At 70.1% G+C, this 23504-nt stretch carries 24 protein-coding genes; 9 read left to right on the top strand and 15 right to left on the bottom strand.

Annotated elements, in window-relative coordinates; genetic code table 11:
- Window positions 1-74: 74 nt before the first annotated feature.
- A complete protein-coding gene (locus AC3EO7_RS14225) occupies window positions 75-515 on the top strand; it encodes a hypothetical protein (protein WP_435591413.1) in 441 nt (146 codons plus the stop codon).
- A 12-nt stretch (window positions 516-527) separates the two neighbouring features.
- Here the strand turns inward: AC3EO7_RS14225 and AC3EO7_RS14220 are convergent, their stop codons facing one another.
- Window positions 528-1085, bottom strand: a complete 558-nt coding sequence (locus tag AC3EO7_RS14220) for an RskA family anti-sigma factor (RefSeq protein ID WP_435591412.1) — start codon at window positions 1083-1085, stop codon at window positions 528-530.
- A 209-nt stretch (window positions 1086-1294) separates the two neighbouring features.
- Between AC3EO7_RS14220 and AC3EO7_RS14215 the strand changes: the two genes are divergently transcribed.
- The gene (locus AC3EO7_RS14215; RefSeq protein WP_435591411.1) at window positions 1295-3202 is read left to right on the top strand and encodes a cutinase family protein; all 1908 of its coding nucleotides are present in this window, start codon (window positions 1295-1297) and stop codon (window positions 3200-3202) included.
- Between the two features lie 73 nt (window positions 3203-3275).
- On the opposite strand, the gene AC3EO7_RS14210 is transcribed toward AC3EO7_RS14215, so the two are convergent.
- Window positions 3276-4025, bottom strand: a complete 750-nt coding sequence (locus AC3EO7_RS14210; protein ID WP_431969963.1) for a hypothetical protein — start codon at window positions 4023-4025, stop codon at window positions 3276-3278.
- Window positions 4022-4948, bottom strand: a complete 927-nt coding sequence (locus AC3EO7_RS14205) for an ABC transporter ATP-binding protein (RefSeq protein ID WP_435591410.1) — start codon at window positions 4946-4948, stop codon at window positions 4022-4024. Before AC3EO7_RS14205 ends, AC3EO7_RS14210 begins: the two co-directional genes overlap by 4 nt.
- Window positions 4949-5056: 108 nt before the next feature.
- Between AC3EO7_RS14205 and AC3EO7_RS14200 the strand changes: the two genes are divergently transcribed.
- A complete protein-coding gene (locus AC3EO7_RS14200; protein ID WP_435591409.1) occupies window positions 5057-6220 on the top strand; it encodes a sensor histidine kinase in 1164 nt (387 codons plus the stop codon).
- Window positions 6221-6225: 5 nt separating this feature from the next.
- Entirely contained in the window at window positions 6226-6873 is a 648-nt protein-coding gene (locus AC3EO7_RS14195; protein WP_435591408.1) for a response regulator transcription factor, read from the top strand.
- Window positions 6874-6901: 28 nt separating this feature from the next.
- On the opposite strand, the gene AC3EO7_RS14190 is transcribed toward AC3EO7_RS14195, so the two are convergent.
- Window positions 6902-7249, bottom strand: coding sequence for a hypothetical protein (locus AC3EO7_RS14190; RefSeq protein ID WP_431969959.1), 348 nt, complete (start codon window positions 7247-7249; stop codon window positions 6902-6904).
- Window positions 7250-7518: 269 nt separating this feature from the next.
- Between AC3EO7_RS14190 and AC3EO7_RS14185 the strand changes: the two genes are divergently transcribed.
- Together AC3EO7_RS14185 and AC3EO7_RS14180 are read left to right on the top strand one after the other, a co-directional pair.
- Complete coding sequence (locus AC3EO7_RS14185; RefSeq protein WP_431969958.1) at window positions 7519-8196, top strand: phosphodiesterase; 678 nt, start codon at window positions 7519-7521, stop codon at window positions 8194-8196.
- Window positions 8193-8615, top strand: a complete 423-nt coding sequence (locus AC3EO7_RS14180) for a cupredoxin domain-containing protein (RefSeq protein ID WP_435591407.1) — start codon at window positions 8193-8195, stop codon at window positions 8613-8615. Before AC3EO7_RS14185 ends, AC3EO7_RS14180 begins: the two co-directional genes overlap by 4 nt.
- 82 nt (window positions 8616-8697) lie before the next feature.
- Here the strand turns inward: AC3EO7_RS14180 and AC3EO7_RS14175 are convergent, their stop codons facing one another.
- Window positions 8698-9990, bottom strand: a complete 1293-nt coding sequence (locus AC3EO7_RS14175; RefSeq protein WP_431969956.1) for an RNA polymerase sigma factor — start codon at window positions 9988-9990, stop codon at window positions 8698-8700.
- Window positions 9991-9993: 3 nt separating this feature from the next.
- Window positions 9994-10416 (bottom strand): YciI family protein, encoded by a 423-nt coding sequence (locus AC3EO7_RS14170; protein WP_431969955.1) that lies wholly within the window; start codon window positions 10414-10416, stop codon window positions 9994-9996.
- Between the two features lie 198 nt (window positions 10417-10614).
- Here AC3EO7_RS14170 and AC3EO7_RS14165 point away from each other — a divergent pair, with 198 nt between their 5' ends.
- Window positions 10615-12162 (top strand): bifunctional phosphatase PAP2/diacylglycerol kinase family protein, encoded by a 1548-nt coding sequence (locus tag AC3EO7_RS14165; RefSeq protein ID WP_431969954.1) that lies wholly within the window; start codon window positions 10615-10617, stop codon window positions 12160-12162.
- Window positions 12163-12240: 78 nt separating this feature from the next.
- Here AC3EO7_RS14165 and AC3EO7_RS14160 read toward each other — a convergent pair whose 3' ends face one another.
- The 7 genes from AC3EO7_RS14160 to AC3EO7_RS14130 are packed head-to-tail and all read right to left on the bottom strand — an operon-like array spanning window position 12241 to window position 19761.
- Window positions 12241-13362 carry an amidohydrolase family protein gene (locus AC3EO7_RS14160; protein WP_435591406.1) on the bottom strand — a complete coding sequence of 374 codons (1122 nt, stop codon included), beginning with the start codon at window positions 13360-13362 and terminating at the stop codon, window positions 12241-12243.
- Window positions 13363-13367: 5 nt separating this feature from the next.
- A complete protein-coding gene (dmpG, locus tag AC3EO7_RS14155; protein WP_431969952.1) occupies window positions 13368-14372 on the bottom strand; it encodes a 4-hydroxy-2-oxovalerate aldolase in 1005 nt (334 codons plus the stop codon).
- Entirely contained in the window at window positions 14369-15310 is a 942-nt protein-coding gene (locus AC3EO7_RS14150) for an acetaldehyde dehydrogenase (acetylating) (RefSeq protein ID WP_435591405.1), read from the bottom strand. The genes dmpG and AC3EO7_RS14150 overlap by 4 nt, the downstream gene beginning before the upstream one ends.
- Window positions 15307-16122: a 2-keto-4-pentenoate hydratase gene (locus tag AC3EO7_RS14145; protein ID WP_431969950.1), complete on the bottom strand. Its 816-nt coding sequence runs from the start codon at window positions 16120-16122 to the stop codon at window positions 15307-15309. The genes AC3EO7_RS14150 and AC3EO7_RS14145 overlap by 4 nt, the downstream gene beginning before the upstream one ends.
- On the bottom strand, window positions 16119-17870 hold the full coding sequence (gene mhpA / locus AC3EO7_RS14140) for a bifunctional 3-(3-hydroxy-phenyl)propionate/3-hydroxycinnamic acid hydroxylase MhpA (protein WP_435591404.1): 1752 nt from the start codon (window positions 17868-17870) through the stop codon (window positions 16119-16121). Before mhpA ends, AC3EO7_RS14145 begins: the two co-directional genes overlap by 4 nt.
- Window positions 17867-18895: a VOC family protein gene (locus tag AC3EO7_RS14135; protein ID WP_431969948.1), complete on the bottom strand. Its 1029-nt coding sequence runs from the start codon at window positions 18893-18895 to the stop codon at window positions 17867-17869. The genes mhpA and AC3EO7_RS14135 overlap by 4 nt, the downstream gene beginning before the upstream one ends.
- Entirely contained in the window at window positions 18892-19761 is an 870-nt protein-coding gene (locus AC3EO7_RS14130) for an alpha/beta fold hydrolase (RefSeq protein WP_431969947.1), read from the bottom strand. The genes AC3EO7_RS14135 and AC3EO7_RS14130 overlap by 4 nt, the downstream gene beginning before the upstream one ends.
- Window positions 19762-19965: 204 nt before the next feature.
- On the opposite strand from AC3EO7_RS14130, the gene AC3EO7_RS14125 reads away from it, so the two are divergent.
- Window positions 19966-20604 (top strand): TetR/AcrR family transcriptional regulator, encoded by a 639-nt coding sequence (locus AC3EO7_RS14125; protein WP_431969946.1) that lies wholly within the window; start codon window positions 19966-19968, stop codon window positions 20602-20604.
- Window positions 20605-20613: 9 nt separating this feature from the next.
- On the opposite strand, the gene AC3EO7_RS14120 is transcribed toward AC3EO7_RS14125, so the two are convergent.
- Complete coding sequence (locus AC3EO7_RS14120; protein WP_431969945.1) at window positions 20614-21213, bottom strand: TetR/AcrR family transcriptional regulator; 600 nt, start codon at window positions 21211-21213, stop codon at window positions 20614-20616.
- 116 nt (window positions 21214-21329) lie between these two features.
- Between AC3EO7_RS14120 and AC3EO7_RS14115 the strand changes: the two genes are divergently transcribed.
- Window positions 21330-22151 carry an SDR family NAD(P)-dependent oxidoreductase gene (locus AC3EO7_RS14115; protein WP_431969944.1) on the top strand — a complete coding sequence of 274 codons (822 nt, stop codon included), beginning with the start codon at window positions 21330-21332 and terminating at the stop codon, window positions 22149-22151.
- Between the two features lie 7 nt (window positions 22152-22158).
- Here AC3EO7_RS14115 and AC3EO7_RS14110 read toward each other — a convergent pair whose 3' ends face one another.
- A complete protein-coding gene (locus AC3EO7_RS14110; protein ID WP_431969943.1) occupies window positions 22159-23496 on the bottom strand; it encodes a serine-threonine protein kinase in 1338 nt (445 codons plus the stop codon).
- Window positions 23497-23504: the final 8 nt, after the last annotated feature.

Below are 23504 nucleotides of genomic sequence, written 5' to 3'. Positions count from 1 at the left end.
GGCACGGTGCGCACACGGCGATCGTCGGTATATTGGCCGTCGGGTCGGGGCCCTTCGATAGGAGTGATTCACTGATGCGTCAAAGGTTGACGTTCGGCCTCGGCGTCGCGTCCTTCGTCATGGCGGCGGCCGGGGTGCTGGCGCCGCAGGCGGTCGCGCAGGAGCTGGCGCCCGGCGTCTCGTGCAAGCAATTCAGCTGTCGCAACGACACCGACGACACCTACCGGGTGCGGTCCGTCGTGACGTGTTCGGATGGGGCGGGCCAGGTTTCGGTCGTGACGTACGCGCGGCCGCAGGCGACGACCCCGGTCCTCGCCGGGTGCCCGCACGTCACCGTTCCCGGCAAACTGGAGCATCACCCGCCGGTCATGAACCCGGACGGCCGTGGCTACGACTACCCGCCGCCCACCATCGGGCCGCCCGAGGTCGTGATCACCTACCCGGTGCTGATCGAGCACCGCAGCGCCGAGATCGACAACACTCCGCGGCGGCAGTCGACCGGTTCGGCCGGCTGATCGTTTCTCGAGTCAGCCCCGAGGCGGGCGTCGCCGTCGGCTGCTCGGAGCCGACGGGCTAGGCAGCGATCGCGGCGGTGCCGGTCGCTCAGGGCCCGGATCGCGAGCGGCGCGCCGGGCGACTCGTCCGGCGCGGCGGGCCGCCGATGGTCCGGGCTCCCACTGCACTGCGCCGGTCACACCTGGTAGGCGCGATCGGCGATGGGTGACCGCGGCGACGCCCGCGCCGAGGGCGATCAACAGCGCCAGCACGGCGGCGAACCGGTTCCGGCGCGATCGGCCGCGGTTCCGGCGAGCGGACGCCGGACCGACGGCGCAGTCGAGCGCCCGCATCAATCGGTGCTCCAGACCGGCGGGCGGGGTCCGCGCGTCGAGAACGCTCAACGCCGCCAACGTTTCTCGCACCTGGTCGACCGTCTCGTCGAACTCCGCGGCGCTCACCCGGTCGGCGGCCGCACGTCGTTCTTCGATGAGCCGGCGCTCGACCTCGGTCACGGCATGCAACGCGTACGGGTAGGCCAGCTCGAGCAGGTCCGCCTCGGAGTGTTCCAGCGGGTTCTTCATTGTCATCGCTGCTTGGTGCTTCCGTCGTACGAGCCGAGCGTGGCCCTCGCTGATTGGACGGTATGGACTTCGGTGCCCTCCGGCGCGCGGATGGGGTTTCGGCACCGAATTGTGTGAAATTCTCTCGTTTCACCTCGGGTGGGAGGCCTTCATTGATGAAATGGGTTGGCGATTTTCGGGACTCGGCCTGGGCCCGAGCGGCAGGAGGTGCTCAGGTGAATCGATCCGGACCTACCGGCGCGGTCTCGAACGGGATGCGTGCGGCGCCGCTGCTGCTGATCGCGGCGGTGGTCGCGGTGGTCACCGCCGTCGTACCCGGTGCGGTCGGCGGGCGCGCCGAGGCGGCCCCGGGCTGCCCTGCGGTCGCCGGGGTCTTCCTGCCCGGAACCTGGGAGACGAATCCGTGGGCGGACGAGACCGCGCCGGTGGGCATGCTGGCGCCGCTGGCCACCGGGTTGTCGGCCGGTCTCGGCGACTCGTTCGCCTTCCGGTTCCCGGCCTACGAGGCCGCGGCGTTCGATCGAATGCCCTACGGCGACAGCAAGGCGACCGGCGTCGCGGCGGCCTCGCGTGCCATCACCGACTTCGGGCGTGACTGCCCCGCAACGAGATTCGTCCTCGCCGGATACAGCCAGGGCGCCGACGCGATGGGTGACCTGGCCGCGGAGATCGGCTGCACCGGTGCGCCGATCGCCGCGGACCGTGTGCTCGCGGTGGGCCTGATCGCCGACCCGCGCCAGGGCACCGGAGGCGCGACCCTGATCGGCCCGCCCGTCCCCGGGCAGGGCATCGCGGGCCCGCGTCCGAGCGGCTTCTGCGCGGTGTCGGCCGTGACGGCCCAGATCTGCGCGACCAAAGACCGGTACTGCTCGACCGACGTGGCTGCCCACCCGCTGCTCGCGTCCCTCGGACGGTTGCTCGCCCAACCGAGCGACGCCGACCCGGCGACCGCGAACGACTCGTCGACCGCCGCGCTGAACACCCTGCTCGCCTCCGATTTCGGCGACGTGCGACTGGCGGAGCTGCCCGCCGCGATCGACCGCCTCGGTGGATACGGCGCGGTGGGGACGAACGCCGCCGCCCGGCTCGCGGCCGCGGCGGGCGGGCTGAGCGCGACGCTGCGCCCGCTGCGTGAGCTGGATCGCTGGATGAACGAACATCCCGCGGCGCGAGTCGATCTCGCGGCGGGCGCGGCGGGCTCGCCGGAGCGCCTCGCCGCGGCGGTGCTGGACGGCGTCGCACGATCCGATATCGGCGCCGCGTTGGACGCGCTCGACGTGATCGCGGAGCCAGGTCCCGAATCTTTCCCTGCGCCAGGCGATGTCGTCGCTGTGGTCGTCGACGCGACCGGGCCGCTGCTCGAGCTGGTGCGCACCGAATCCGAGGAGGCGTTGCGCGCGGCGTGGCGGGTGCTCGCCGAGCGGTGGCCCTCGGTGCTGATCGGGCGGATCGCGGCGGTGGCCGCCGACAGCGTCCAGTTCGCCGCGCGGCTGCCCGCGATGGGCGAAGCGCTGGTGCGCCTCGCCACCATGATCGGCGCGGGCGTGGACTTCTCGGCCGTCGTGCGCGAACTGTACGACCTTGTCGCGCGACTCAATTCGGCGTTCGCCCCGCTGGTGTGGACGGTGCGCGACGACCTGCGTGAGGTGTCGCGGCTGCTCGGCCTGATCCCGGACGACAGCGGCGCGGTCCACCTCGCGGCGCAACTGGTGCGGGCGCTCGCCGAGATCGATACCCCCGCGCTGGTCGGTCAGGTGAGTCTGCTGCAAGACGATCTGTGGGGCGTGGTCCAGGCCGTCGGCGCGGGCGCGGCGCCGCTGGACATCGCGGCACGAATGAATGCCGTGATCCCGACATTGTTCGGCTTCGTGACACTGGCCGTGGACGACCTCACCGGCGCCGCGGGCGCGGAACTGCACCGGCTCACGCGCAACGTGCTCGGCGCGGTCGGCGGGCAGAGACCCGATGCCCTGCTCCGATTGATCTCGGAAGCGTTGAGCGCCACCGCCTTCGTCGCCTCGGGCGCACACCAGAGCTACGGACGCTATGTGATCGATGCCGACGGCCGCACCGCAGTCGACTGGCTGGCGCGGTGGTTCCTCGATCGCGCCGGCGCTGGGTGAGGGACCGGCCGCGGTCCGGTACGGAAGGCGCGGTGAGATGCGGCGCGGCGGGTTCGGGCACGCGCCCATCACCTCAGGCGTCGTGTCGCCGCAGCCGCTGCCACCCCGCCCAGATCGCCGTGGCCGACCAAGCGGCGGTGACGAGCAGCCCGGTCCACGGATCGAGCGGGCCGACGGGGTCGAGCACGAGGACCTGGCGACCGGCGCGGTCCGGGAGGAAGGCGACGACGCCGCTGTCGGCACCGACATCGCCGAGGACGAACGACAGCAACAGCACGGTTGGGATGAGAACGCCGATGGCTGCGGCGCGGCTCCGCAGGAGAGTGGCGATTCCGGCCCCGAGCAGAGCCATCAGCGTGAGATACAGGGAGCACCCGACGACCGCGCGCAGGCCCGCCGGATCGTCGAAGGTGAGGCGACTCTCGTCGAGCAGTGGTTGCCCGGCGAAGACGCAGGTGAGCCCGGTCGCCAGGCCGACGAGGAAGGTCGCCCCAGCGATGACGGCCAGGTTGGCCGTATACAGCAGGCCGCGCCGAGGCACGGCGAGCAACCAAACCCGCGTCCCGTTGTTCTCGAGCTGCGCCGCGGCACAGAGCGCGCCGAAGCAGATCGCCACGACCTGCCCGAAGTTGACGCCGTAGAAGGACGTCAGCAGCGGGTCGAAGTCTGGATCGGCGGCCTTCTCGCGACCGAGGGTGGCGCTGCCGACCAGCGAGAAGCCGGCGGTGACCAGATACAGCAGCGCGAGCACGCCGCCGAGCGACGGCAGCGAACGGGTCTTGATCCATTCGGAATGGAGTACGGGCGCGAACGACACGGTCATACCTCCGCGGTGGTGGGTCGGGTGGCGTACTCGGCTTCGCCCGAGGTGAGGGCGAGGTAGGCGTTTTCGAGCGAGGCGTGTTCGTCGGCGAGTTCGAGCACCGGAATGCCTTCGCGGGCAAGCAAAGCCCCGAGTTCCTCGGCGCGGACGCCGGGCACCAGCCAGCGATCGTCGTCGTCCTCGACAGGATCGAGGCCGGAGCGCGTGAGCACCTCGCGCACGCGTGTCCCGGTGGCGGTGCGCACCCGGACGCGGCGCTGCGCGTGGGTGGCGATGAAATCGTCCAGCGTCGTGTCGGCCAGCACCCTGCCGCGGCCGAGGACGAGCAGGTGATCGGCGAACGACGCCGTCTCGCCCATCAGATGGCTGGAGACCAGCACCGTGCGGCCCTCGCCCGCGAGTCTGCGCAGCGTTTCCCTGATCCAGATGATCCCTTCGGGATCGAGGCCGTTCGATGGCTCGTCCAGCATCAACACCGGTGGATCGCCGAGCAGGGCGGCCGCGATGCCGAGCCGCTGGCGCATCCCGAGCGAGAAGGTCCTGATCCGCCTGCGCGCGGCCTCGGCGAGGCCGACTTCCTCGAGCACGCGCTCGGCGCGGCGCGGCGCGAGGCGGTTGCTCACCGCCAGCGCGAGCAGATGGTCGCGCGCGGTCCGGGCGGGGTGGGCGGCGAAAGGATCGAGGAGCGCGCCCACCAGCGCGAGCGGTTGCCCGGAGTCGACGAACGACTGCCCGCCGAGCGAGGCGGTGCCGGAGGTCGGCCGATCGAGCCCGAGGATCAGGCGCATCGTCGTCGACTTGCCCGCCCCGTTGGGGCCGAGGAAGCCGGTGACGACGCCGGGCCGCACGGTGAACGTGACATCGTCGACCGCCCTGATCCGCCCGTAGTTCTTGCTCAGCTCATGCACGTCGATGCTGGTCACGGCCTCCAGCCTGGTCGCGGAGCGGACGCGAATCTCCCCCTGCGCGTGGGTTCGATATCCCCCGCTCGGGGGAGCGGATCGGGTGCGGGCGGCTGGCACGATGAGGTCATGCTCCGTGCCTTCGCCGCGATGCCGGCCCGCCCGGTGACCTACTCCCGCGGGCTGCACCTGTGCCTGCCCCTGGCATTTGTCGCGGTGTGGTTGTTCATCGACGCCGAACGGCCCTATGTGATCGCCCTGTTCGCCGTTCCGGTCGGATTGATACCGGCGATGCGGCTGGCCGAAGGCATGCAGGCCCGACTGTTCCTGCTGCCCCACGATCGGGACCGGGCGACCATCGCCGCGGCCCCGTCGGCGTCGTGGTCGGACCGCTGGCGCACGGTGCTGTGGCTGGAGGCGCGGCTGGCGCTGAGCGCGGTGATGCTCGCTGTGAGCGTGCCGATGATACTGCTGTGCGCGGACCTCGTTGCCGCAGCGGGCGGCGGTACCCTCGACGCGCTCGTACGGATCGAGCAACCACACTGGTGGTATGTGGTTCTCGTGCCGCTGCCTGTGATCGTCGTTCTCGCTACCCTCGTCGGTCTCGGCGAACTGGTCACGGCGCTGGCAGGGTTGCTGCTCGGTCCTTCGGCGGCGGAGCGGACGAAGGCGTTGGAGCAGCGCACCGAACAGCTGCTCGAACACAATCGTCTCGCCCGCGAACTGCACGACTCGATCGGTCACGCGCTCACCGCCGCCGTGCTCCAGGCCGCGGCGGCGCGCACCGCGGGCGATCCGCAATTCACCGCGCGAGCGCTGACCGCCATCGAGGAAACCGGCCGAGCAGCGCTCGACGATCTCGATCGCGTCCTGCGGGTGCTGCGCGACTCCGAGGCGCCCGGCGGTCCGCGACCAACCCTGGCCGACGCGCCGCGCCTGTTCGAGTCCGCGAGATCGGCGGGAGCGCGAATCGAGGACCGCACCACCGGCCCGGTGGACCGTGTCCCCGGACCGATCTCGCGCGAGGGCTACCGGATTCTCCAGGAGGCGTTGACCAACGTCCTGCGCCACGCCGGGCCGTCGCCCACCCTGGTCCGGGTCGCCGTCGGCGCCGAGCGGCTCGAGCTCGACGTCACCAACGCGCTGCCCGAACTCCCGTCGCCGAGCGGCGGCGGAGGCGGATTACGTGGCATTCGCGAACGCGCGGAACTTCTCGGCGGCTACGCGTTCACCGGCCCCGCCGACGGTGTCTGGCAGGTTCGCGTCGAGCTGCCGCTGGGCGAGCCGAGGTGAGCCGCGTGCCGATCACAGTGCTACTCGTCGACGACGAGCCACTGGCCCGTGCGGGTCTGGGGGTCATTCTCGACGCCCAGCCCGATATCGAGGTCGTGGGGGAGGCGGGCGACGGGGCGGCCGTCGTCCCGCTCCTCGGGAAGCTGCGGCCGGACGTGATCGCCATGGACGTCCGCATGCCGTTGCTGGACGGCATCGAGGCCACCCGCGCGGTGCTGCGCGCTGTGCCCGCACCGCCGAAAATCCTGATCGTCACGACTTTCGAGAACGACGACTACGTCTATCGTGCCCTTCGAGCGGGCGCGGACGGCTTCCTGCTCAAGCGATCTCGTCCCGCCGAGATCGCCAATGCCGTGCGCACGGTCGCCGGAGGTGACTCGCTGCTGTACCCCGCCGCCCTGCGCGCGCTCGCGGTCGGACGCGACAATGCCCGCGCGCGCGAACTTCTCGACCGCGCCGGACTCACCGAGCGGGAGGCGGCGGTGTTGCGTTCGATGACCAAGGGTCTGTCGAACGCGGAGATCGCCGCGGAGATGTTCATCGGCGCCGAGACCGTGAAGTCGCATGTGAGCGCGGTATTGGGGAAGCTCGGGGTGCGTGACCGCACCCAAGCGGTGATCGTCGCTTACGAATCAGGTTTCGTCACACCCTGATCCGGCGCTGTCGTCGGCCGCTGTCCTTTCAGGCGGCGGAAGCCCCCGGCTGCCAATCGAAATCGACTTCGGTCGGATAGCCGTGTTTGGCCTGATCGAAGCTCGATCTGAGCACCCTGGTGTCTCTGGTCAGCGCGTCCACGATCTGCCAGCCGACCGCGTGGCGATCCTTGTGCAGTTCGGAGCGGATGGTCGCGGACAGCCGCACTTGCGCCGCGTGGCCGGTGCACGACAAGGTGCAGTCGAGCATCGAGCCGTCGGTGGCGGCGTCGACGAGTCCGCGCGCGACCTCCTCGACGATCAGTCCGAGCTCGGCCGCGTCCTCGGCGTCGGCGTCGGCGACCAGTGCGGTCGATTCCACGGTCGTGCGCAGCATCGTCACTCCGATGCGCCCCGCTGGTACTCGCACACTGACCGTCTCTGTGGTCGGTCGAAGCGCCTGCGTCGATGTCATCGTGCTCACCGCCTCGGGAAACTGGGATGTACTTGTCATCGATGACGGAGTACCCACGCGAAGGCTCCTGCCACACTCCGCTTGCCCAGGCTGCCCCTGCATCGTCTGTGCGACCCGCCCGGTCGGCCCGTTTAGTGCCCGCGCGGCGGGGCAGACGGTGAGTGTCGACCGTCCCGATCGAAGGAGTCGCGATGACCGATCTCGCAGCGGATGCCGTACGTGGTGTTTTCTCCCGGGTGGCGAGATTGCGCCACGCTCGGGTCTTGTATCCGAACGGGTTGCGGCTGTCCGGGCGGTTGCACGCCGAACCCGAGTACGAGTGGTTGTTCGGGACGGGGGAGCGCGCCGTGCTGGCGCGATTGTCCAAGGGCATCGGCACCCCGGCCGGGCTGCCGGACGTGCTCGGACTCGCGCTGCGGGTGCTCGACCGCGACGAGCATCCGTGGGACTTCGTGCTGGCGACCACCGGCCGCAGCGCGCTCGGCCGCTTCGTGATCACCCCCGCGCGCAGCTGGCGCACGGCCAGATACGGCTGCCTGATGCCCTATCGCCTCGGCGACTCCGCGCCGACCTGGATCTTCGCCGAGCCCGACGACCGCCAGCCCGAGACGCCGTCCCTCGACCAGCTGGCCGACCACCTGCGTGACGAGCCCGCCACGTTCGTGCTCTGGGCGAGCGCGATCGGCAGCCCGGAGCGCAAGCTCGCCGAGGTGGTGCTGCACCCGGCCGACCCCGGCGACTACCGGACGGACTTCTTCGACCCGATGACCGACCATCCCGACGAGGTGCGCATTCTGCCCGAGGTGATTGGGAGGGTGCGTGAACTCGCCTATGTGGGCAGCCGCAGCGGCCGTGGCGAACAGCCGTGAACGCGGCGCGACCGGCCTGCGGGTCGTTGCGGGTGGCCGCGCCGCTCCGGCTGACCGCGCTGCTGTCGCTGGTCGCGATGGCGGCCGCGTGCGGCAACGATGTCGTGGAGGAGCCGGTCGTGCCGCCCGGCCCGCCGCCGATCCCCGCCGTCACCATGACGATCGAGAACCTCACCTATCCGGGCACGCCGCCGATCACGCCCGGCGCGCAGATCACGGTGGTGAACAACGATCTGGTGATGCACAGCATCACCAGCAAACGGCCCGGGCTGTTCGATTACGACATCGCTCCCGGTCAGACAGTCACCTTCCGCGCGCCGGTCGACGTCGGCTCGCACCCGTTCTTCTGCAGATACCACGGGCTGATGGACGGATGGCTCAGCGTGCGGGAGCCACTGGGCTCCGAACCCGTCGATTGACGAGAGTCGAGCGTCGATCGATATCGGCCAGCGCGCCCGCGCGGGCGAAGGCGTCGTGCCCGAGCCAGCCGTCACCCGACCCTCAGTTCCGCGCGGAAGCCTTGCGCAGCAAGAGCATTCGCTCCCGTTCGTTCTCCGTCAGCCGGGCGGCCGTCTGAAATGCCGTGCGCGCCTGCTCACGACGACCGAGCCGGGCGAGCAGTTCGCCGTGGGTAGCGTGCAGCAAGTGGTAGTCGGCGAGGCGGCCGTCGGCGATCAAGCCGTCCACGATGGACAGTGCGGCGGCTGGTCCGCGGGTCATGGACAGCGCGACGGCGCGGTTGAGTGTCACCACGGGGGAGGGGTGCAGCCTGCCGAGCGCGTCGTAGAGCAGCACGATGTGCTCCCAGTCGGTGTCGGCGACCGAAGCGGCCACCGCGTGGCATTCGGCGATCCCGGCTTGCAGCGCGTAGGGGCCGCGACCGCGCCCCAGGTCGTCGCAGCGCGCCAAAGCGGCTCGCCCGCGGACGATACCGCCGCGATCCCAGCGCCGCCGGTCCTGATCGGCCAACAGCACCGGATCGCCGTGCGCGTCCAGCCGCGCGGGGAAGCGGGCGGCGGTCAGCTCCATCAGCGCGAGCAGGCCGTGCACCTCTGGCTCGCGTGGCACGAGCCCCGCGAGAATACGGCCGAGCCGCAACGCTTCCCGGCTCAGCTCCGGGCGCATCCACTCTGATCCCGTTGCGGCGGTGTGCCCTTCGTTGAACATCAGATACAGCACCGCGAGCACGGCGCCGAGCCGCTGTTCGAACTGTGTCCGCGGCGGCAACTCGAAGGGCGCCTTGGCCGCGGCGAGGGTCTTCTTGGCGCGCACGATCCGCTGCTGCACCGTGGCCACCGGAAGCAGACAGGCCCGGGCGACCTCCGCGCTCGACAGCCCGCCGATCACCCGCAACGTCAGCGCGACCTGCGCGGGCTTGGACAGCACCGGGTGACACGCGATGAACACCAGCCGCAGCAGGTCGTCGTCGATGGCGTCGGGGTCCCAAGGCAATTCGGGCTCGTGTCCCTCGGCGCCCTCTGTCGCGAGTTCGCGCGCGATCGCCGCCAGCCGCTCGTCGTACCGCTGTTGCCTGCGCCAGCCGTCGACGGCGCGACGTTTCGCGACCGTGGTGAGCCACGCCGCCGGATTCTTCGGCACCCCGCTGTGCGGCCACCGGGCGAGCGCGTCGGCGAGCGCTTCCTGGGCGAGGTCCTCGGCGGCGCCGAAATCCCCGACCGCGCGCGTCAGCGTCGCGATGATCCGCCCGGCCTCGATCCGCCAGACCGCCGCGACCGAGCGCCGCACCGACTCCACATCGGAATTCGCGCGGCGCTCCGGCCCGGTCTCGGTCATTCGTCAGCCCTTGCGCTGCTCGAGCTCTTCGCGCCACACGGCCTCTTTGCGAATCCACTCGTTGTCCGCGGGGAAGTCCTCCATTTCGTGGACGCGGCGGACTTCCATCTTCGAGCCGGGGCCGAGCGGCGCTCGCTTGGCCCATTCGATCGCTTCCTCCTTGGAGGACACGTCGAGGATCCAGAATCCGCCGAACAGTTCCTTCGTCTCGCCGTACGGTCCATCGGTGACCATCGGCGGATCCTCGTCGTAGTCGACGACGAAGCCCTGTTCGGGTTCGGCGAGTCCCTCGCCGCCCACCACGACGCCCGCCTTCATCAGGGCCTCGTTGTACTTGCCCATGGACTCGATGATCTCCTCGAACGGCACTTTCTCGGCCGCCTCCAGCGCCTCGTCCGTCGAGCGCATGATCAGCATGTACTTCACGAATCACTCCTTCCGTCGGGGCCGTACTTCGACCCTCCCATCGATGACGTCGAACGAGAAGATGCCGGATCGACACCCTCCGCGAATTCTTTTCCGCGGATTCTCGGCGGGCCCGGCGCATCGTCTTTCCCGCGTGCGGCGCCCGCCTCGGTCGAACGTGCCGGGCAGCCATGTTGCGGGCGCTGTACTTTCGACGGAATGAGTGCGTTGTTGGGCCGGACTTTTCGCCGGGTGCAGCAGGTGGATCACGCGGTGACCGGTGCGGTGGCACGGATTCCGATGTCGGCGGTGGACCGGGGCATGGTGCGGTTGACCCGGGCGGCGGATCGCGGTCTGCTGTGGACGGTCGTCGCGGCGGCGCTCGCCACCCGCCAGGGCGCGACGCGCCGGGCCGCGCTGCGCGGCTTGGTGTCCGTGGCCGCGACCAGCGTGACCGTCAACGTGGTGCTCAAGTCGCTGATCGCCCGCCGCAGGCCCGCCGCCCAGTTGCTGCCGCCGCACCGGCGACTTGTCCGGGTGCCGACCTCCTCGTCGTTCCCGTCCGGGCACAGCGCGAGCGCCGTCGCGTTCGCCACGGCCGTCGCGCTGGAGAGCCCGCGCACCGCGGTGGTGGTGGCGCCGCTGGCCGCCACGGTCGCCTACTCCCGTATCCACACCGGTGTGCACTGGGGCTCGGATGTGGTCGTCGGCGCGGCCGTCGGCGCCGGGGTGGCGATGGCTTCGCGCCGCTGGTGGCCGGTGCGCGAGTCCGACGAGGCGGCGGCCACCGCGGTGCGCGAGGTGCCGATGCTAGTCGAGGGCAAAGGGCTTGTCGTGCTGGTGAATCCGGTCTCGGGCGATCCCTACTACGATCCGACCGACGACATCGCCGCGGCGCTGCCCGCGGCGACGGTGCTGCGCACCGAGCCGGGCCGCGACTGCGTCGAGCAGTTCGAGGAGATCCTGGCCGCGCGCACCGAGCGGGCGTCGGCGGTGGGCGCCGCGGGCGGTGACGGAACGATCGCCGCGGCGGCGGCCGTCGCGCTGCGGTACGACCTGCCGCTGGTCGTCGTCCCCACCGGCACCCTGAACCATTTCGCCCGTGACCTCGGGGTCTACGACCTGCGCGAGGTGGTCGACGCGACCGGCGCGGGCGAAGCGGTCTCGGTCGACATCGCGAGCGTGGAACTGGAGACGGAAGACGGCGCGCGCACCCACTATCTGATCAACACCGCCAGCCTCGGCGCCTACCCGGACCTGGTGCGGCTGCGCGAGAAATGGCAACCGCGGTGGGGTAAATGGCCCGCGTTCGCCGCCGCCCTCGTGGTCGTGCTGCGCCGCGCGCAGCCGGTCCGGATCCGGCTGAACGAGACCTGGCACGACGTGTGGTTCCTGTTCATCGGCAACGGCGCCTACCATCCGCGCGGTGCGGTGCCCGCGTTCCGCGCTCGACTCGACGACGGCCTGCTCGACGTGCGCTGGCTGCGCGCCGATCTGCGGTTCTCTCGTACCAGGGCGGTGCTCGCCCTGCTGCTGGCCGCGATCGGGCGCAGCAAGGTCTACAACGAACTACAGGTGCCCGAGCTGATCGTGCAGGTGCGCGATCCGGAAGCGGTGGCGGCCGACGGCGAAGTGCTCGGCGAGGCGCGCAGGCTGCGCTTCTCGGTGGCGGGCCAGGTCGCCGCCTACCGCCGCGACGAGGACAACCCCCGGTGGGCGGAGCGCCCGCGGCCACATCACCGCAGACCGTTCCGCTGGGGAGCGTGATTCGCACCGGCGACAATCGCCGCGGGGTCGGCACTGTGCGCTCCAGACTGCCGAGCCGGTCGCCGTTTCCGTTGCCCGTCAGGCGTTCACGGCTTCGGCCAGACGCGGTAGCTGCCGCAGCGGGTTGTGCCGTTCCACTTCCATGCGCTGATCGGCATCGAAGATCTCGCTGAGCCCGGGGGCGGGGTCGTGGTCGCCGGTCTGCGGGAGGGTGGCCGCGCTGAACGGCCAGTCCGAGCCGAAGACGATGTGGTCGCGGCTCGTCACGGCGAGCACGCTGGCCATCGCGGCGGGGAAGCCGCTCAGCGCGGTGTCGAAGTAGAAACGCGAGATCTGGTGCTGGATATCGAGAATGGAGGGCTTGGGCAGGTCCTGCGGCCACAGCTCGCCGAGCACCGTCTGCGAGGCGACGCTGATGCGGTGCGACAGGAACGGCACGGTGCCGCCCGCGTGGGAGAGCTGGAACCGGATGTCCGGGTAGCGCTGGGTCATGCCGGTGACCATCATCATGGTCGCCGCGCGGGTGGTGTCGAAGGTGAACTCCTCCATGAAATCCGGAAGGGGGAGTTCGGGTTTCGCGTCGGCGGGGATGGCGGCCGGGTGCACGAAGACGAAGGCGCGGCGCTGGTTCAGCGCGATCATCAACGGTTCGAACCGGGGATCGCCGAGATAGACACCGTCGTAGGCCGAGAGCAGCACCACGCCGTCGAGGCGCAGGGTGTCGAGGGCGTGGATCGCCTCGTCGATCGAGGCCGCGATGTCCGGCATCGGCAGCACGGCGAAGGCGCCGAAGCGGGAGGGGTGGGTCCTGATCAGCTGGGCTGCGTAGTCGTTGCAGTAGCGGGCCAGGTCGTTGGCCTCCGCGCCGCGCAGGAACGAGACGCCGGGATCGGAGACCGACAGCGCCTGCGCCTGGATCCCGTAGTAGTCCATGAAAGCGATGGCCTCGTCGGGCGACCACGTGGGCGTCGGGTAGCCGCCGATGGTGAAGTGGCCGTGGGCGAGCAGCGCCGCCCGATAGTCCGGCGGCAGGACATGCGCGTGCAGATCGATGCGATAGGTACCGCTCGGCGCGGGCTGCCTGCGCGCGGGTACGGCTTCGGCGCGCGCGGGCGAGAAGCCCGGCGCGGCGGCGAGCGCGGCGACGCCGGCCGCTGCGCTACCGAGAGCGCGCCGACGGGAGAAGGATGGCACTACCACGGGCCTCACTTCCTCGTGAGTTCGAGCGCGATGTCGACGATCATGTCTTCCTGGCCGCCGACCAGGCCCCGCCGTCCCGCCTCGGTGAGCAGCGTGCGGACATCGACACCGTAAGTGGCCGAGGCGTTTTCGGCGTGCCGCAGGAAGCTGGAGTACACCCCGGCATAACCGAGGGCGAGCGTCTCCCTGTCGACCTGCACGGGCCGGTCCATGAGCGGGCGGACGAGGTCGTCGGCGGCGTCGGTGAGCGCGTCGAGATCCGCGCCGTGCTTCCAACCGGTGAGGTCGGCGACCGCGACGAAGGCCTCCAGCGGCGTATTGCCCGCACCCGCGCCGAGCCCGGCCAGCGAGGCGTCGACCCGGGTGACGCCCTCCTCGACGGCGATGACGCTGTTGGCGACGGCCAGCGAAAGATTCTGGTGCGCGTGAATGCCGATCTCGGTGTCCGGATCGAGCACGGCGCGGTAGGCGCGCACCCGCTGGCGCACACCGCTCATGGTGAGCCGCCCACCGGAATCGGTGACGTAGACGCAGTGCGCGCCGTAGGACTCCATCAGCCGCGCCTGCTGGGCCAGCCCGGCCGGGCTGTTCAGGTGGCTCATCATCAGGAAGCCGGAGACGTCCATGCCGAGCTCGCGGGCGTAGGCGATGTGCTGCGCGGCGATGTCGGCCTCGGTGCAATGGGTCGCCACCCGCACCGACCGCACGCCGAGCTCGTAGGCGCGGCGCAGATCCTCGATGGTGCCGATGCCGGGCAGCAACAGGGTGGTCAGCCGGGCGGTGGTGAGCGCTTCGGCCGCGGCGGCGAGCCATTCCCAGTCGGTGTTGCTGCCCGGTCCGTAAGTGAGGCTGCCGCCGGACAGGCCGTCGCCGTGCGCGACCTCGATCGCGTCGACGCCCGCCGCGTCGAGGGCGGCGGCGACGGTGGCGACCGTTCGCGGGGTGATGCGGTGGCGCAGCGCGTGCATGCCGTCCCGCAGCGTGACGTCCTGGAGGAAAACCTGGGTCATCGCACTGCCTCCCTGACTCGGGCGATCTGTTCGGCGACGCGCAGCGCCGCGGAGGTCATGATGTCGAGATTCCCGGCATAGGCGGGCAGATAGTGGGCGGCGCCCTCGACTTCGAGGAACACCGACACCTGGTGCGTCACCGGACGGTCGCCGACCAGCGTGCGCACGGGCGCGTCCGGCGGCAGCGGCGTGATCTGGATGTCCTGCTTCAGCCGGTAGCCGGGGACGTACGCCGCGACGGACGCGACCATGTCCCGGATCGATTGCCGCACCGCGTCTTCGGCGTTCCGGTCCGGATCGTCGATGAGCGCGAGCACCGTGTCGCGCATGATCAGCGGCGGTTCGGCCGGGTTGAGCACGATGATGGCCCTGCCCTGTTCGGCGCCGCCGACCGCGGCGATCGCCGCGCTGGTGGTCTCGGTGAATTCGTCGATGTTCGCGCGGGTTCCCGGCCCCGCCGACTTCGAGGCGATGGACGCGACGATCTCGGCGTAGGGGACCGGCGTGACGCGGGAGATGGCGGCGACGATCGGAATGGTGGCCTGCCCACCGCAGGTGACCATGTTGACGTTGCCCGCGTCGAGGTGGGCGTCGAGATTGACGGCGGGGACGACGAACGGCCCGATCGCGGCGGGGGTGAGGTCGATCAGCCGTTTGCCGTGCGGGGCGAGGGCTTCGGCGTTGGCGAGATGCGCGCGCGCCGAGGTGGCGTCGAAGACGATGTCGATCTCGGCGAAATCGGGCATGGCGATGAGGCCATGCACACCGTCGGCGGTGGTGGGCACCCCGAGACGCGCCGCCCGAGCCAGACCGTCGGAGGCGGGATCGATGCCGACCATCGCGGCCATCTCCAGGGTGTCCGAGAGGCGCAGCACCTTGATCATCAGATCGGTGCCGATATTGCCCGAGCCGATGACGGCTACCTTGGTGCGGGTCATGCGGTTTCCTCTCTGATGAAGTCGACGGTGCCGAGGGTTCTGGTGCCGCAGCTGATTTCGGAGTGGACGTGCGCGCCGGGACGTAAGGGCGCCATCGGTCCGAGCGCGCCGGAGAGCACGATCTCGCCCGCGCGCAGCGGATCCCCCAGGGCGCGCGCGGTCTGGGCCAGCCACGCCAACGCGTTCAGCGGGTCGCCCAGACACGCGGAACCGGTTCCGGTGGAGACGATCTCACCGTCTACACGCATGCTCATGTCGACTTCCCACGGCTCGAAATCGGCAACGGAGAGCTGTCGCTCGCCGAGCACGAACCATCCGCTGGACGCGTTGTCGGCGACGGTATCGCCGAAGGTGATGTCCCACCGCGCGATTCGGCTGTCGACGATCTCCAGCGCGGCGACGGCGTAGTCCACCGCGTCGCGCACGCTGACGGCGTCGAGGTCGTCGGCGTCGAGATCGGCGGCCAGCACGAAGGCCAGTTCCGCCTCGATCTTGGGTTGCAGCAGGCGCGGGCGGTCGGCCGCCGGAGTGCGAACGTCCATGTCGGCGAACAACACTCCGAAGTCCGGCTGATCGACGCCCAGCTGCCGCTGCACGGCGGGCGCGGTGAGACCGATCTTGCGGCCCACCACGCGCGCGCCGGATTCGACGCGCCGGCGGACGCCGAGCCGCTGGACCGCGTACGCCGCGTCGATGTCGTCGCTGCCGATGAGGTCGCGCACGGGCGCGGCGGGCGCTCCGGTGCGCGCGGCCTCGGCGAGCCGTTCGGCGGCGGCCAGGACCGCGGGGCTCTCGGTCACGGTCGAGGTCATCGGGACTCCTCGTAGTCGGGGGTGGTCACGTGCTCCACGGTGAGCTCGGGTTCGGGCGTCCGGCCTGGGCCGGTGCGCAGGTCCAGCCTGCGCACCAGTTCCGCGACCAGCGCGGTGGTGTGGCCGCGCCGGGCGGTTCCGAAGACGAAGCGGTCGGGCCGCAGTACCAGCACGTCGCCGTGGCGGACACCGGCCTTCCCGAACCAGCGCGACAGTTCGCCGGTGTGGTCTTCGATATCGGCCACCTGGTCGTTGTCGCCCCGCCCGTCACCGGGGCTGCCCTGGGGACGGCCGCCGAGGGGATAGACGGTGACGAAATGGCTGTCGAGACCGTCGAGCACGACCAGGTCGTCGGCGGTGCACGCCGCACGGGGGTCGACGCCGTGGCCGAGCACCGCGAATCCGAGTCCGAGGACGTCGTCGAGGCGGCGGTGCCTGCCGTCGTAGGTGCGCACCTCCGGTTGCGGAGCGAGGGTGCCTTCGACCCCGCGAAGACCGCGCCGAGGCAGACCCAGATAGGCGTCGCGGCGGAACCGGGGTTCCGGCTTCATCTTCGCCCCGCGGATCCAGCCGCCGAGCCCCGGCACCCGCAACGCGGCGGTGAGCGCGATGTCACGGACGCGGGCCGCCACCGGATTGTTCACGGAGACGAGGTTCTTCATCCACACCGACATGGTGATCATCGCTGTGGCATGCGGGCGGCGCTCGGATTCGTAGCTGTCCAGGATCGCCGGGTCGGCGCCGTGGCGCAGGATCGCGGTCAGCTTCCAGGACAGGTTGTCCGCGTCGCGCACACCGGAATTCATGCCCTGACCGATGAATTGGGGCGTCATGTGCGCGGCGTCGCCGGCCAGCAGGATGCGTCCGTCGCGCCAGCGGTCCGCGACGACCGCGTTGAAGGTGTACACGAGTTTGCGCAGGACCTCGACCTCATCGGGGTTCACGAAACGCGAGATGTGCGCCCGGACGTTGCCGGGGTCCTCCATCTCCTCCTTGGTCTGGGTCTCGCGGAGCATGAACTCGAAACGGTGGTGCCCGCCGGGCTGCGGACAGGACACGATCGGCAGTTCGGGCTCGCAGACGAAGTTGAAGTACGGCAGGTGCCGGAACGCGTCCACACCGTCCTTGGCTTTCAGATCCACCACCAGCCAGCGCTCCGGGAAGCTGGTGCCGGTCATCTCGATGCCCAAGCGTGTGCGCACCACGCTGCGGCCGCCGTCGCAGCCGACGAGGTACCGCGCACGCACCCGCTCGGAAGTCGTGGGGTCGGGCTCGGTCTGCTTTTTGCCGTAGCCGGTGCCCACGCTGGCGGCGTGCTCGACGCCGACACCCGAGGCGTCCTGGTCGAAGTCGACGACCTCGCGGCCGCGTCGCACGGTGACGTGCGGGTAGCGCTCGAGCGCGCGTTCGAGGCTGTTCTCCAGGTAAGGCTGGTAGAGGAAGTTCACCACCGGCCAGCCGAGGGGCCGCTCGACCTGGTTGAACTGCGCGAGCAGCTTCCCATCGGAGCGCACCCATTGGACCGTGGAATCGAGGTTCATGTCGGCGGCCAATTCGTCTGCCGCACCGGCGGTCTGGAAGATGCGCATGCCCTCGTCGTCGGTGTAGACCGCGCGGGCGAGGCCGTAGTACTCCGGTTCCCGCTCCAGCACCAGCACGCGCACGCCGCGGCGGCCGAGCAGGTTGGCCAGGGTCAGTCCGGTCGGCCCGAGTCCGACGACCACGACGTCGTAGTCGAATTCGTTCATCGCGGCAGTCCTTCCGAGAGTTGCGGCACGGTGATCTCCGGCGTGCGCACCGTCTCGACGGCGCAGCGGAACTGGGCGAGCTTGTCCACCACTGTCTGCCCGACCGTGCTGTGGCCCCAGAGGCTGATGCCCTGATAGGTGCTCGGTTCCCAGGTCGACTCGAGTTCGGGCGTGATGACGATCGGATTCCAGCCGACCTCGAGTTCGAAACCGGACGGTGTCACCGAGTAGTAGGACAGCTCACGGTCGTTGGTATGCTGGCCGACCGACCACGCCATGCGGAACCCGAGATCGGTGACGCGCTGGAAGGAGGCGAGCATGTCGTCCAAGGTCGCGGACTGAATGTTGATGTGCTGCACTCGCGTTCGGATCGGATCGATCTTCACGCCGCGAATGTTGGCGATCGCGATCGAATGGTGGCGCTCGTTGACCCGCAGGAAGCGGATCTTCATCGTCAGTCCGGAGATGTTCTCGTCGATGTAATCGGACAGGCGCGAATCGAAGACGGTGTGGTAGTAGCCGCGCATCGCCTCCGGCTCCCTGGAGACGATCGCGACGTGCCCCATGCCCGCCTCGCCGGTGATCCACCCGGAACTCAGCATGCGCAGCGGCTCCGGCGTGGTCACCGCGGTGGTGAAGATCTCGGTGACAATGCCTTTCGGCCCGGGGAAGCGCCAGAGCCGCTCGACGCCGCGCAGAGCCGCCTGCTCGGGCGTGCCCTCCTCGATCGGGACGCCGCGGTCGGCGATCCGGGCGACGATCCGGTCGAACGTCTCGTGATCGTCGACCTGCCAGCCCAGCGCCGTCACGTCCTCGGCAGGGCCGCGCTCGATGAGAAAGCGACAAGACCGGTCGTCGAGCCGGAAGCGCAGCGAATCGGTGTCCAGTCGGTCGACGTGCATCCCGATCGCCAAGGCGCCGAAGCGATCCCAGTCGGTGAGGCGCTGCGACTGGACCACGATGTAGCCCAGGTGCACCGCGCCGAAGACCGAACCGTCGGTGTTCGGCCGCGGGAAGCCGGTCACGGCGTCGCCTCCAGAAACGCGGTCGCCAGCCCGTTGAACAGGTCGGCGCGCTCCCACTGCACCCAGTGGCCGGTCCGCGCGGCCAGGAACAGATCGCAGTTGGGCATGCGATCGGCCAGCATGCGCCCGCCCTCGGGCCGGTTGACCTGGTCTTCGGCGCCCCAGATCACCAGCGTCGGGTTGGTCACGCCGCCGAGCCGGGCGTCCCGGGTGAAATCCATCCGCCACAGCGTCCGCAGCGCGGTGGGGCCGGACGGCCTGCGCAGCGGCGGATTCGCGACGACCTCGGGATCCAGGCTGTCCCGGTACCGCTGGTCGATCAGCTCCTCGGTGATCGCGCTGGCGTCGTAGACCAGGTGCTCGCGCACGAAGGTGGCCAGCTTCTCCCGGCTCGGGCCGTCGCCGCCGTAGTAGGCGAGCAGCGACTGCAAGCCCTTCGTCGGCAGCGCCCGCGTGGTGCCGACGCCGCCGGGGCCCATCAGGATCAGCTTGCCGACCTTCTCCGGCCGGTCCATCGCCAGCCGCAGCGCGGCGGCGCCGCCGTAGGAGTTGCCGACCAGGTGCGCGCTCGGCAGGTCGAGCGTGTCGAGCAATCCGCCGAGCGCGGACGCGAGATCGCCGAACGGATCGGACTGGTCGAGCCGCTTGCTCGACCGTCCGTACCCGGGCATGTCGGGGACGACGACCCGGAAACGACGCGCCAGCGTCTCGATGTTGCGCGAGTAGTTCGAGAGTCCGGACGCGCCGGGGCCGCCGCCGTGCAGCAGCACGACGGCGGGGCCCGCCCCGAACTCGGTGAAGAAGATGTCGCGGCCGCCGACCCGAACCGTCCGCTCGGCGCCGACCCCCTTGTCGATGCTTGTCACAGCTACCTCCAGCAGTTCATATGATGAAATCATCAGTTACGAGGAAATGTTTTGTCAAGAGAAAATGATGAGAACATCAGAAAAGATGATGACCTCAATGGGAGGTTGGACACGCTGCGGCACGGCGGCGGTGCGATACCGGATCGTCTCTGATTGTTTCGTCAGATACGATTCTCAGGTCGATTCCGAGTGGGAGAAGGACCGATGACCGCCGAACCCGTAGCGCGCAACCGCATCGACCGGCGCCGTGAGCGCACCCGCAACGCTCTGCTCGGCGCGGCGCAGAAGTTCCTCGCGGAGGGTCGTTCCGCGGTCAGCATCCAGGAGATCACCGACGCCGCCGACGTCGGATTCGGTTCCTTCTACAACCATTTCGAGTCCAAGGAGCAGCTGTTCGACGAGGCGGTGCGCTCGGCGCTCCAGGTCTACAGCGAGATGCGCGACGCGATCGTGGCGCTGTACGACGATCCGGCCGAGGTGTTCGCCGTCAGCTTCCGGATGACCGGGCGGTTGCAGCGGCAGGTCCCCGAGATCGTCCGGGTCGTGCTGAACTCCGGCATGTCGATCATGTTGCGGGACGAGGGTCTCGCGCCGCGCGCCCGCCGCGACATCATCGCGGCTCAGGAGGCGGGCCGCTTCGAGCCGATGGACCCCGACCTGGCCGTGATGGCCGCGGGTGGGTCGTTGCTCGGCCTGCTGCAACTGCTGGACGCCCAGCCGGACGCCGACGGCGACGCACTCTCGGACGACATGGCCTTCCATGTGCTGCGCATGTTCGGCATGAACAAGCGAGCGGCGCAGAAGCTCACCTCGACCGAGTTGCCTCCGCTGCCGCAGATCTGAGGGGCGCGGTCAGGGCCGGAAGGCTCGGAGGGTGAGGTCGACGAGCGAGTCGGCGTACTCGGGGGTGAGCGGGCCCGAACGGTGCAGCCAGCGCTGGAAGAGCGGGCCGTAGAGCACCTCCAGCACCAAGTCGAGATCGGCGTCCGCGGCGAGCTGGCCGGCCTGCTGGGCGCTGCGTAAACGGGCCTTCTTGACGTCGTCCATGGGGCCCGCCAGCTTCTCGCGATACTGGGCGGCGAGCTCGGGATCGTTGGCGATCTCGGTGTTCAGCGCGCGGATCGGCCGCTCGAAGTCGGGGTCGGCGAACTCGGCGACCGTCGCGCGCAGGACGAGCTTGAGATCGGCCGCGATATCGCCGGTGTCGGGTAGGGCCATGCCTTGCCCGTCGGCGTCCTCGCCGAGCGCGAGGAACGAGTCGAAGATGACCGCGCCCTTCGACGGCCACCACCGGTAGATCGTCTGTTTGCCGACGCCCGCCCGCGCCGCGATGGCCTCGATCGAGACCTTGGCGTACCCGACTTCGGAGATCAGCGCACGGGTCGCCGCGAGGATCGCCTGCCGTGAACGTTCGCTGCGCCGTGAGCGATCCGGCTTCTCCGCGTTGGACATGACCCGAGACTAGCAGGACAACGAGACGGAACGGTTCGTATTGACAATCGGCCGTCGCCGGTGCACTCTTTAGCGAAACGAGACGGTTCGTCTCGCAGAGAGAAGGGTGACTTTCCATGACGACCGCAAGAGTGTGGTTCATCACCGGCGCTTCGCGGGGCCTGGGCAAGGCGTTCACCGAGGCGGCGCTCGCCGCCGGAGACCACGTGGTGGCCGCCGCCCGCAATATCGAGCCGCTCGCCGCGCTGGCCGCCGACTATCCGGACGAGCTGTTCCCGCTGTCGCTGGACGTTTCCGATCGCAAAGCCGTGTTCGCCGGGGTCGAGCGCGCGATGGCGGTCTTCGGCAGGCTCGACATCGTGGTCAACAACGCGGGCGGGCTGCTGTACGGCATGGTCGAGGAGGCCACCGAGGAGCAGATCCGCGCCCACCTGGACGTGAATTTCCTCGGCGCGGTGTGGGTGGTGCAGGCCGTGCTCCCGCACCTGCGCGCGCAGGGATCCGGTCGCATCCTGCAGGTCACCTCGATGGGCACCAGCGGAGGCATGGCATCCGTCGGCCTCTACGGCGCGGGCAAGGCGGCGCTGGACTCGGTCAGCGAGGCGCTCGCGCGGGAGGTCGAGCGATTCGGCATCAAGGTGACCATCGTGCAGATGGGCGGCTACGCCACGGAGCTGTTCACCGCGGGCATCACCGCGACCGAATCCCTTCCGCACTACGAGGGACTGCGGGCCGAACTCGCCGAGATGTGGGGCGACGACGCGGGTCCCGATCCGAGCACCGCCGCCCCCGTGATCATGGAGCTGGCCGACCTGCCCGACCCGCCCCGCCGCCTCATCGTCGGCGGCCAGTCCTACGACATGGTCCAAGACCTCGACCGGGTGCGCGGCGAGCTGTACCGGGAGTGGGAGCAGCTCAGCCGGATGGCGGCGGGCTGAGTTTCGGCTACGTCAGTCCGCCCGCGGCCGCGACGACCCAGGCGAGTTCGGTCTTGAAGATGTCGCTGTGGGCGCCGGAGGGTGGGCCGCCCGCGGTGACCACATTGGAAGCGTCCAGGTTCAGGATGTGGTGCGTCTGGAACGGATAGGCGGTGCCCGGGCCCTCGAGCACCATCCGGTCGGAGTCGAAGGCGCCGTGCGAACCCATGGCCCGGTACCGGAAGAGCTTGTCCTCGGCCTCGGCCGCGTCGTCACGTGCGGCGAGCGAGGCGAGCGGGTACATGACGCCGAGCGCCGAGTCGTGACTCGAAAAGCACACCGACAGTGGGCCGTCCAGCCTGGCGAGGCGGCCCGCGAGCGCGCCGCCACCGTCGCGGAACGGCAGGGCGTCGGTGAAGGCAAACCGGGAGAACGCGCCCTGCAACAGGGTGACCGACTTGACCGGTGACCCGTCGGCGTCGCCGAGTCCGTCGAGCGCGTAGGCGACGACGCGGCCGCCGAAGCTGTGGCCGACGAGGTGCACCCGCACACCGCTGTCGCCCGCCGCGAGTTTCGTGACGACCGGGCCGAGCCCGGTGCGACCGACCACGCCCGCGCGGTTCTTCATCTGCCAGTAGCTCAGCTGCCGCAGTGCCTCCTTCGCGCCGTGGAGGCCGCGGGACACGAAGTCGCTGAATGCATTTGCCGCACCCCCGCCGGACTCGAATTGCACGCCGGTGTCGGCGAGCTTGTCGGCGAACTCGGTGAACAGGTCCTCCGGATCGCGGTCGGTGTCGAGCATGCCCGGCTCGTCCACCGGGTTCTCGCCGTCGTCGAATCCCTCCGAAGTGACCGAGTACAAGGAGCGCAGCTGGGTGAACAGCTGTGTGGCCGTCTCGTGCGTCGGCGGCCCGGCGAGCAGCTCGGCGATCGTGTCGAGTTGGGCCGCACCGTCGGGGAAGACGCTCTTCAGGTCGGCGAGGATCTCGGGTTCGAGGGTGGGCGCACCCGCGGGCACGGACGCCGTCGTCCCGAGCGCCGCGGCGCCACCGCCCTCGGTCGGCCGCGGGGTCGGCTCCAGGTCGGGAATCGGCTCGTCGCGCCACAGCTGGGAGGGCCAGAGTATTCCGACGAAACCCACCTTGTGCTCGGTGCCGAGGTGGGCGGAGAGCAGGTCGAACCAGCGCTGGTAGAGCCGAATCGCGGTGTCTTGACCGTTGTTCCAGCCGTGCGAGAACATCACCAGGTCGGTGATGCCGAGCGCCGCGCGCTCCTGGGCCAGCGTGGCGACCAGCTGCTGGTCGGGGTCGCCGTCCTTGTCGAAGATCAGCCGCCAGAACGGGCGGCCCGCGATGATATCGGTCATTGTCGCAG

The organism is Nocardia sp. bgisy118 (assembly GCF_057708605.1).
Note: the sequence above shows the minus strand (reverse complement) of the source record. Positions and strands in the feature narration are given on the sequence as shown.

Excerpts from the sequence above, each read along its gene's own strand:
- AC3EO7_RS14225 (WP_435591413.1), top strand. The coding sequence starts at position 75 with ATGCGTCAAAGGTTGACGTTCGGCCTCGGCGTCGCGTCCTTCGTCATG.
- AC3EO7_RS14220 (WP_435591412.1), bottom strand. The coding sequence starts at position 1,085 with ATGACAATGAAGAACCCGCTGGAACACTCCGAGGCGGACCTGCTCGAG.
- AC3EO7_RS14210 (WP_431969963.1), bottom strand. The coding sequence starts at position 4,025 with ATGACCGTGTCGTTCGCGCCCGTACTCCATTCCGAATGGATCAAGACC.
- AC3EO7_RS14200 (WP_435591409.1), top strand. The coding sequence starts at position 5,057 with ATGCTCCGTGCCTTCGCCGCGATGCCGGCCCGCCCGGTGACCTACTCC.
- AC3EO7_RS14190 (WP_431969959.1), bottom strand. The coding sequence starts at position 7,249 with ATGCTGCGCACGACCGTGGAATCGACCGCACTGGTCGCCGACGCCGAC.
- AC3EO7_RS14185 (WP_431969958.1), top strand. The coding sequence starts at position 7,519 with ATGACCGATCTCGCAGCGGATGCCGTACGTGGTGTTTTCTCCCGGGTG.
- AC3EO7_RS14175 (WP_431969956.1), bottom strand. The coding sequence starts at position 9,990 with ATGACCGAGACCGGGCCGGAGCGCCGCGCGAATTCCGATGTGGAGTCG.
- AC3EO7_RS14165 (WP_431969954.1), top strand. The coding sequence starts at position 10,615 with ATGAGTGCGTTGTTGGGCCGGACTTTTCGCCGGGTGCAGCAGGTGGAT.
- dmpG (WP_431969952.1), bottom strand. The coding sequence starts at position 14,372 with ATGACCCAGGTTTTCCTCCAGGACGTCACGCTGCGGGACGGCATGCAC.
- AC3EO7_RS14150 (WP_435591405.1), bottom strand. The coding sequence starts at position 15,310 with ATGACCCGCACCAAGGTAGCCGTCATCGGCTCGGGCAATATCGGCACC.
- AC3EO7_RS14145 (WP_431969950.1), bottom strand. The coding sequence starts at position 16,122 with ATGACCTCGACCGTGACCGAGAGCCCCGCGGTCCTGGCCGCCGCCGAA.
- mhpA (WP_435591404.1), bottom strand. The coding sequence starts at position 17,870 with ATGAACGAATTCGACTACGACGTCGTGGTCGTCGGACTCGGGCCGACC.
- AC3EO7_RS14125 (WP_431969946.1), top strand. The coding sequence starts at position 19,966 with ATGACCGCCGAACCCGTAGCGCGCAACCGCATCGACCGGCGCCGTGAG.
- AC3EO7_RS14120 (WP_431969945.1), bottom strand. The coding sequence starts at position 21,213 with ATGTCCAACGCGGAGAAGCCGGATCGCTCACGGCGCAGCGAACGTTCA.
- AC3EO7_RS14115 (WP_431969944.1), top strand. The coding sequence starts at position 21,330 with ATGACGACCGCAAGAGTGTGGTTCATCACCGGCGCTTCGCGGGGCCTG.
- AC3EO7_RS14110 (WP_431969943.1), bottom strand. The coding sequence starts at position 23,496 with ATGACCGATATCATCGCGGGCCGCCCGTTCTGGCGGCTGATCTTCGAC.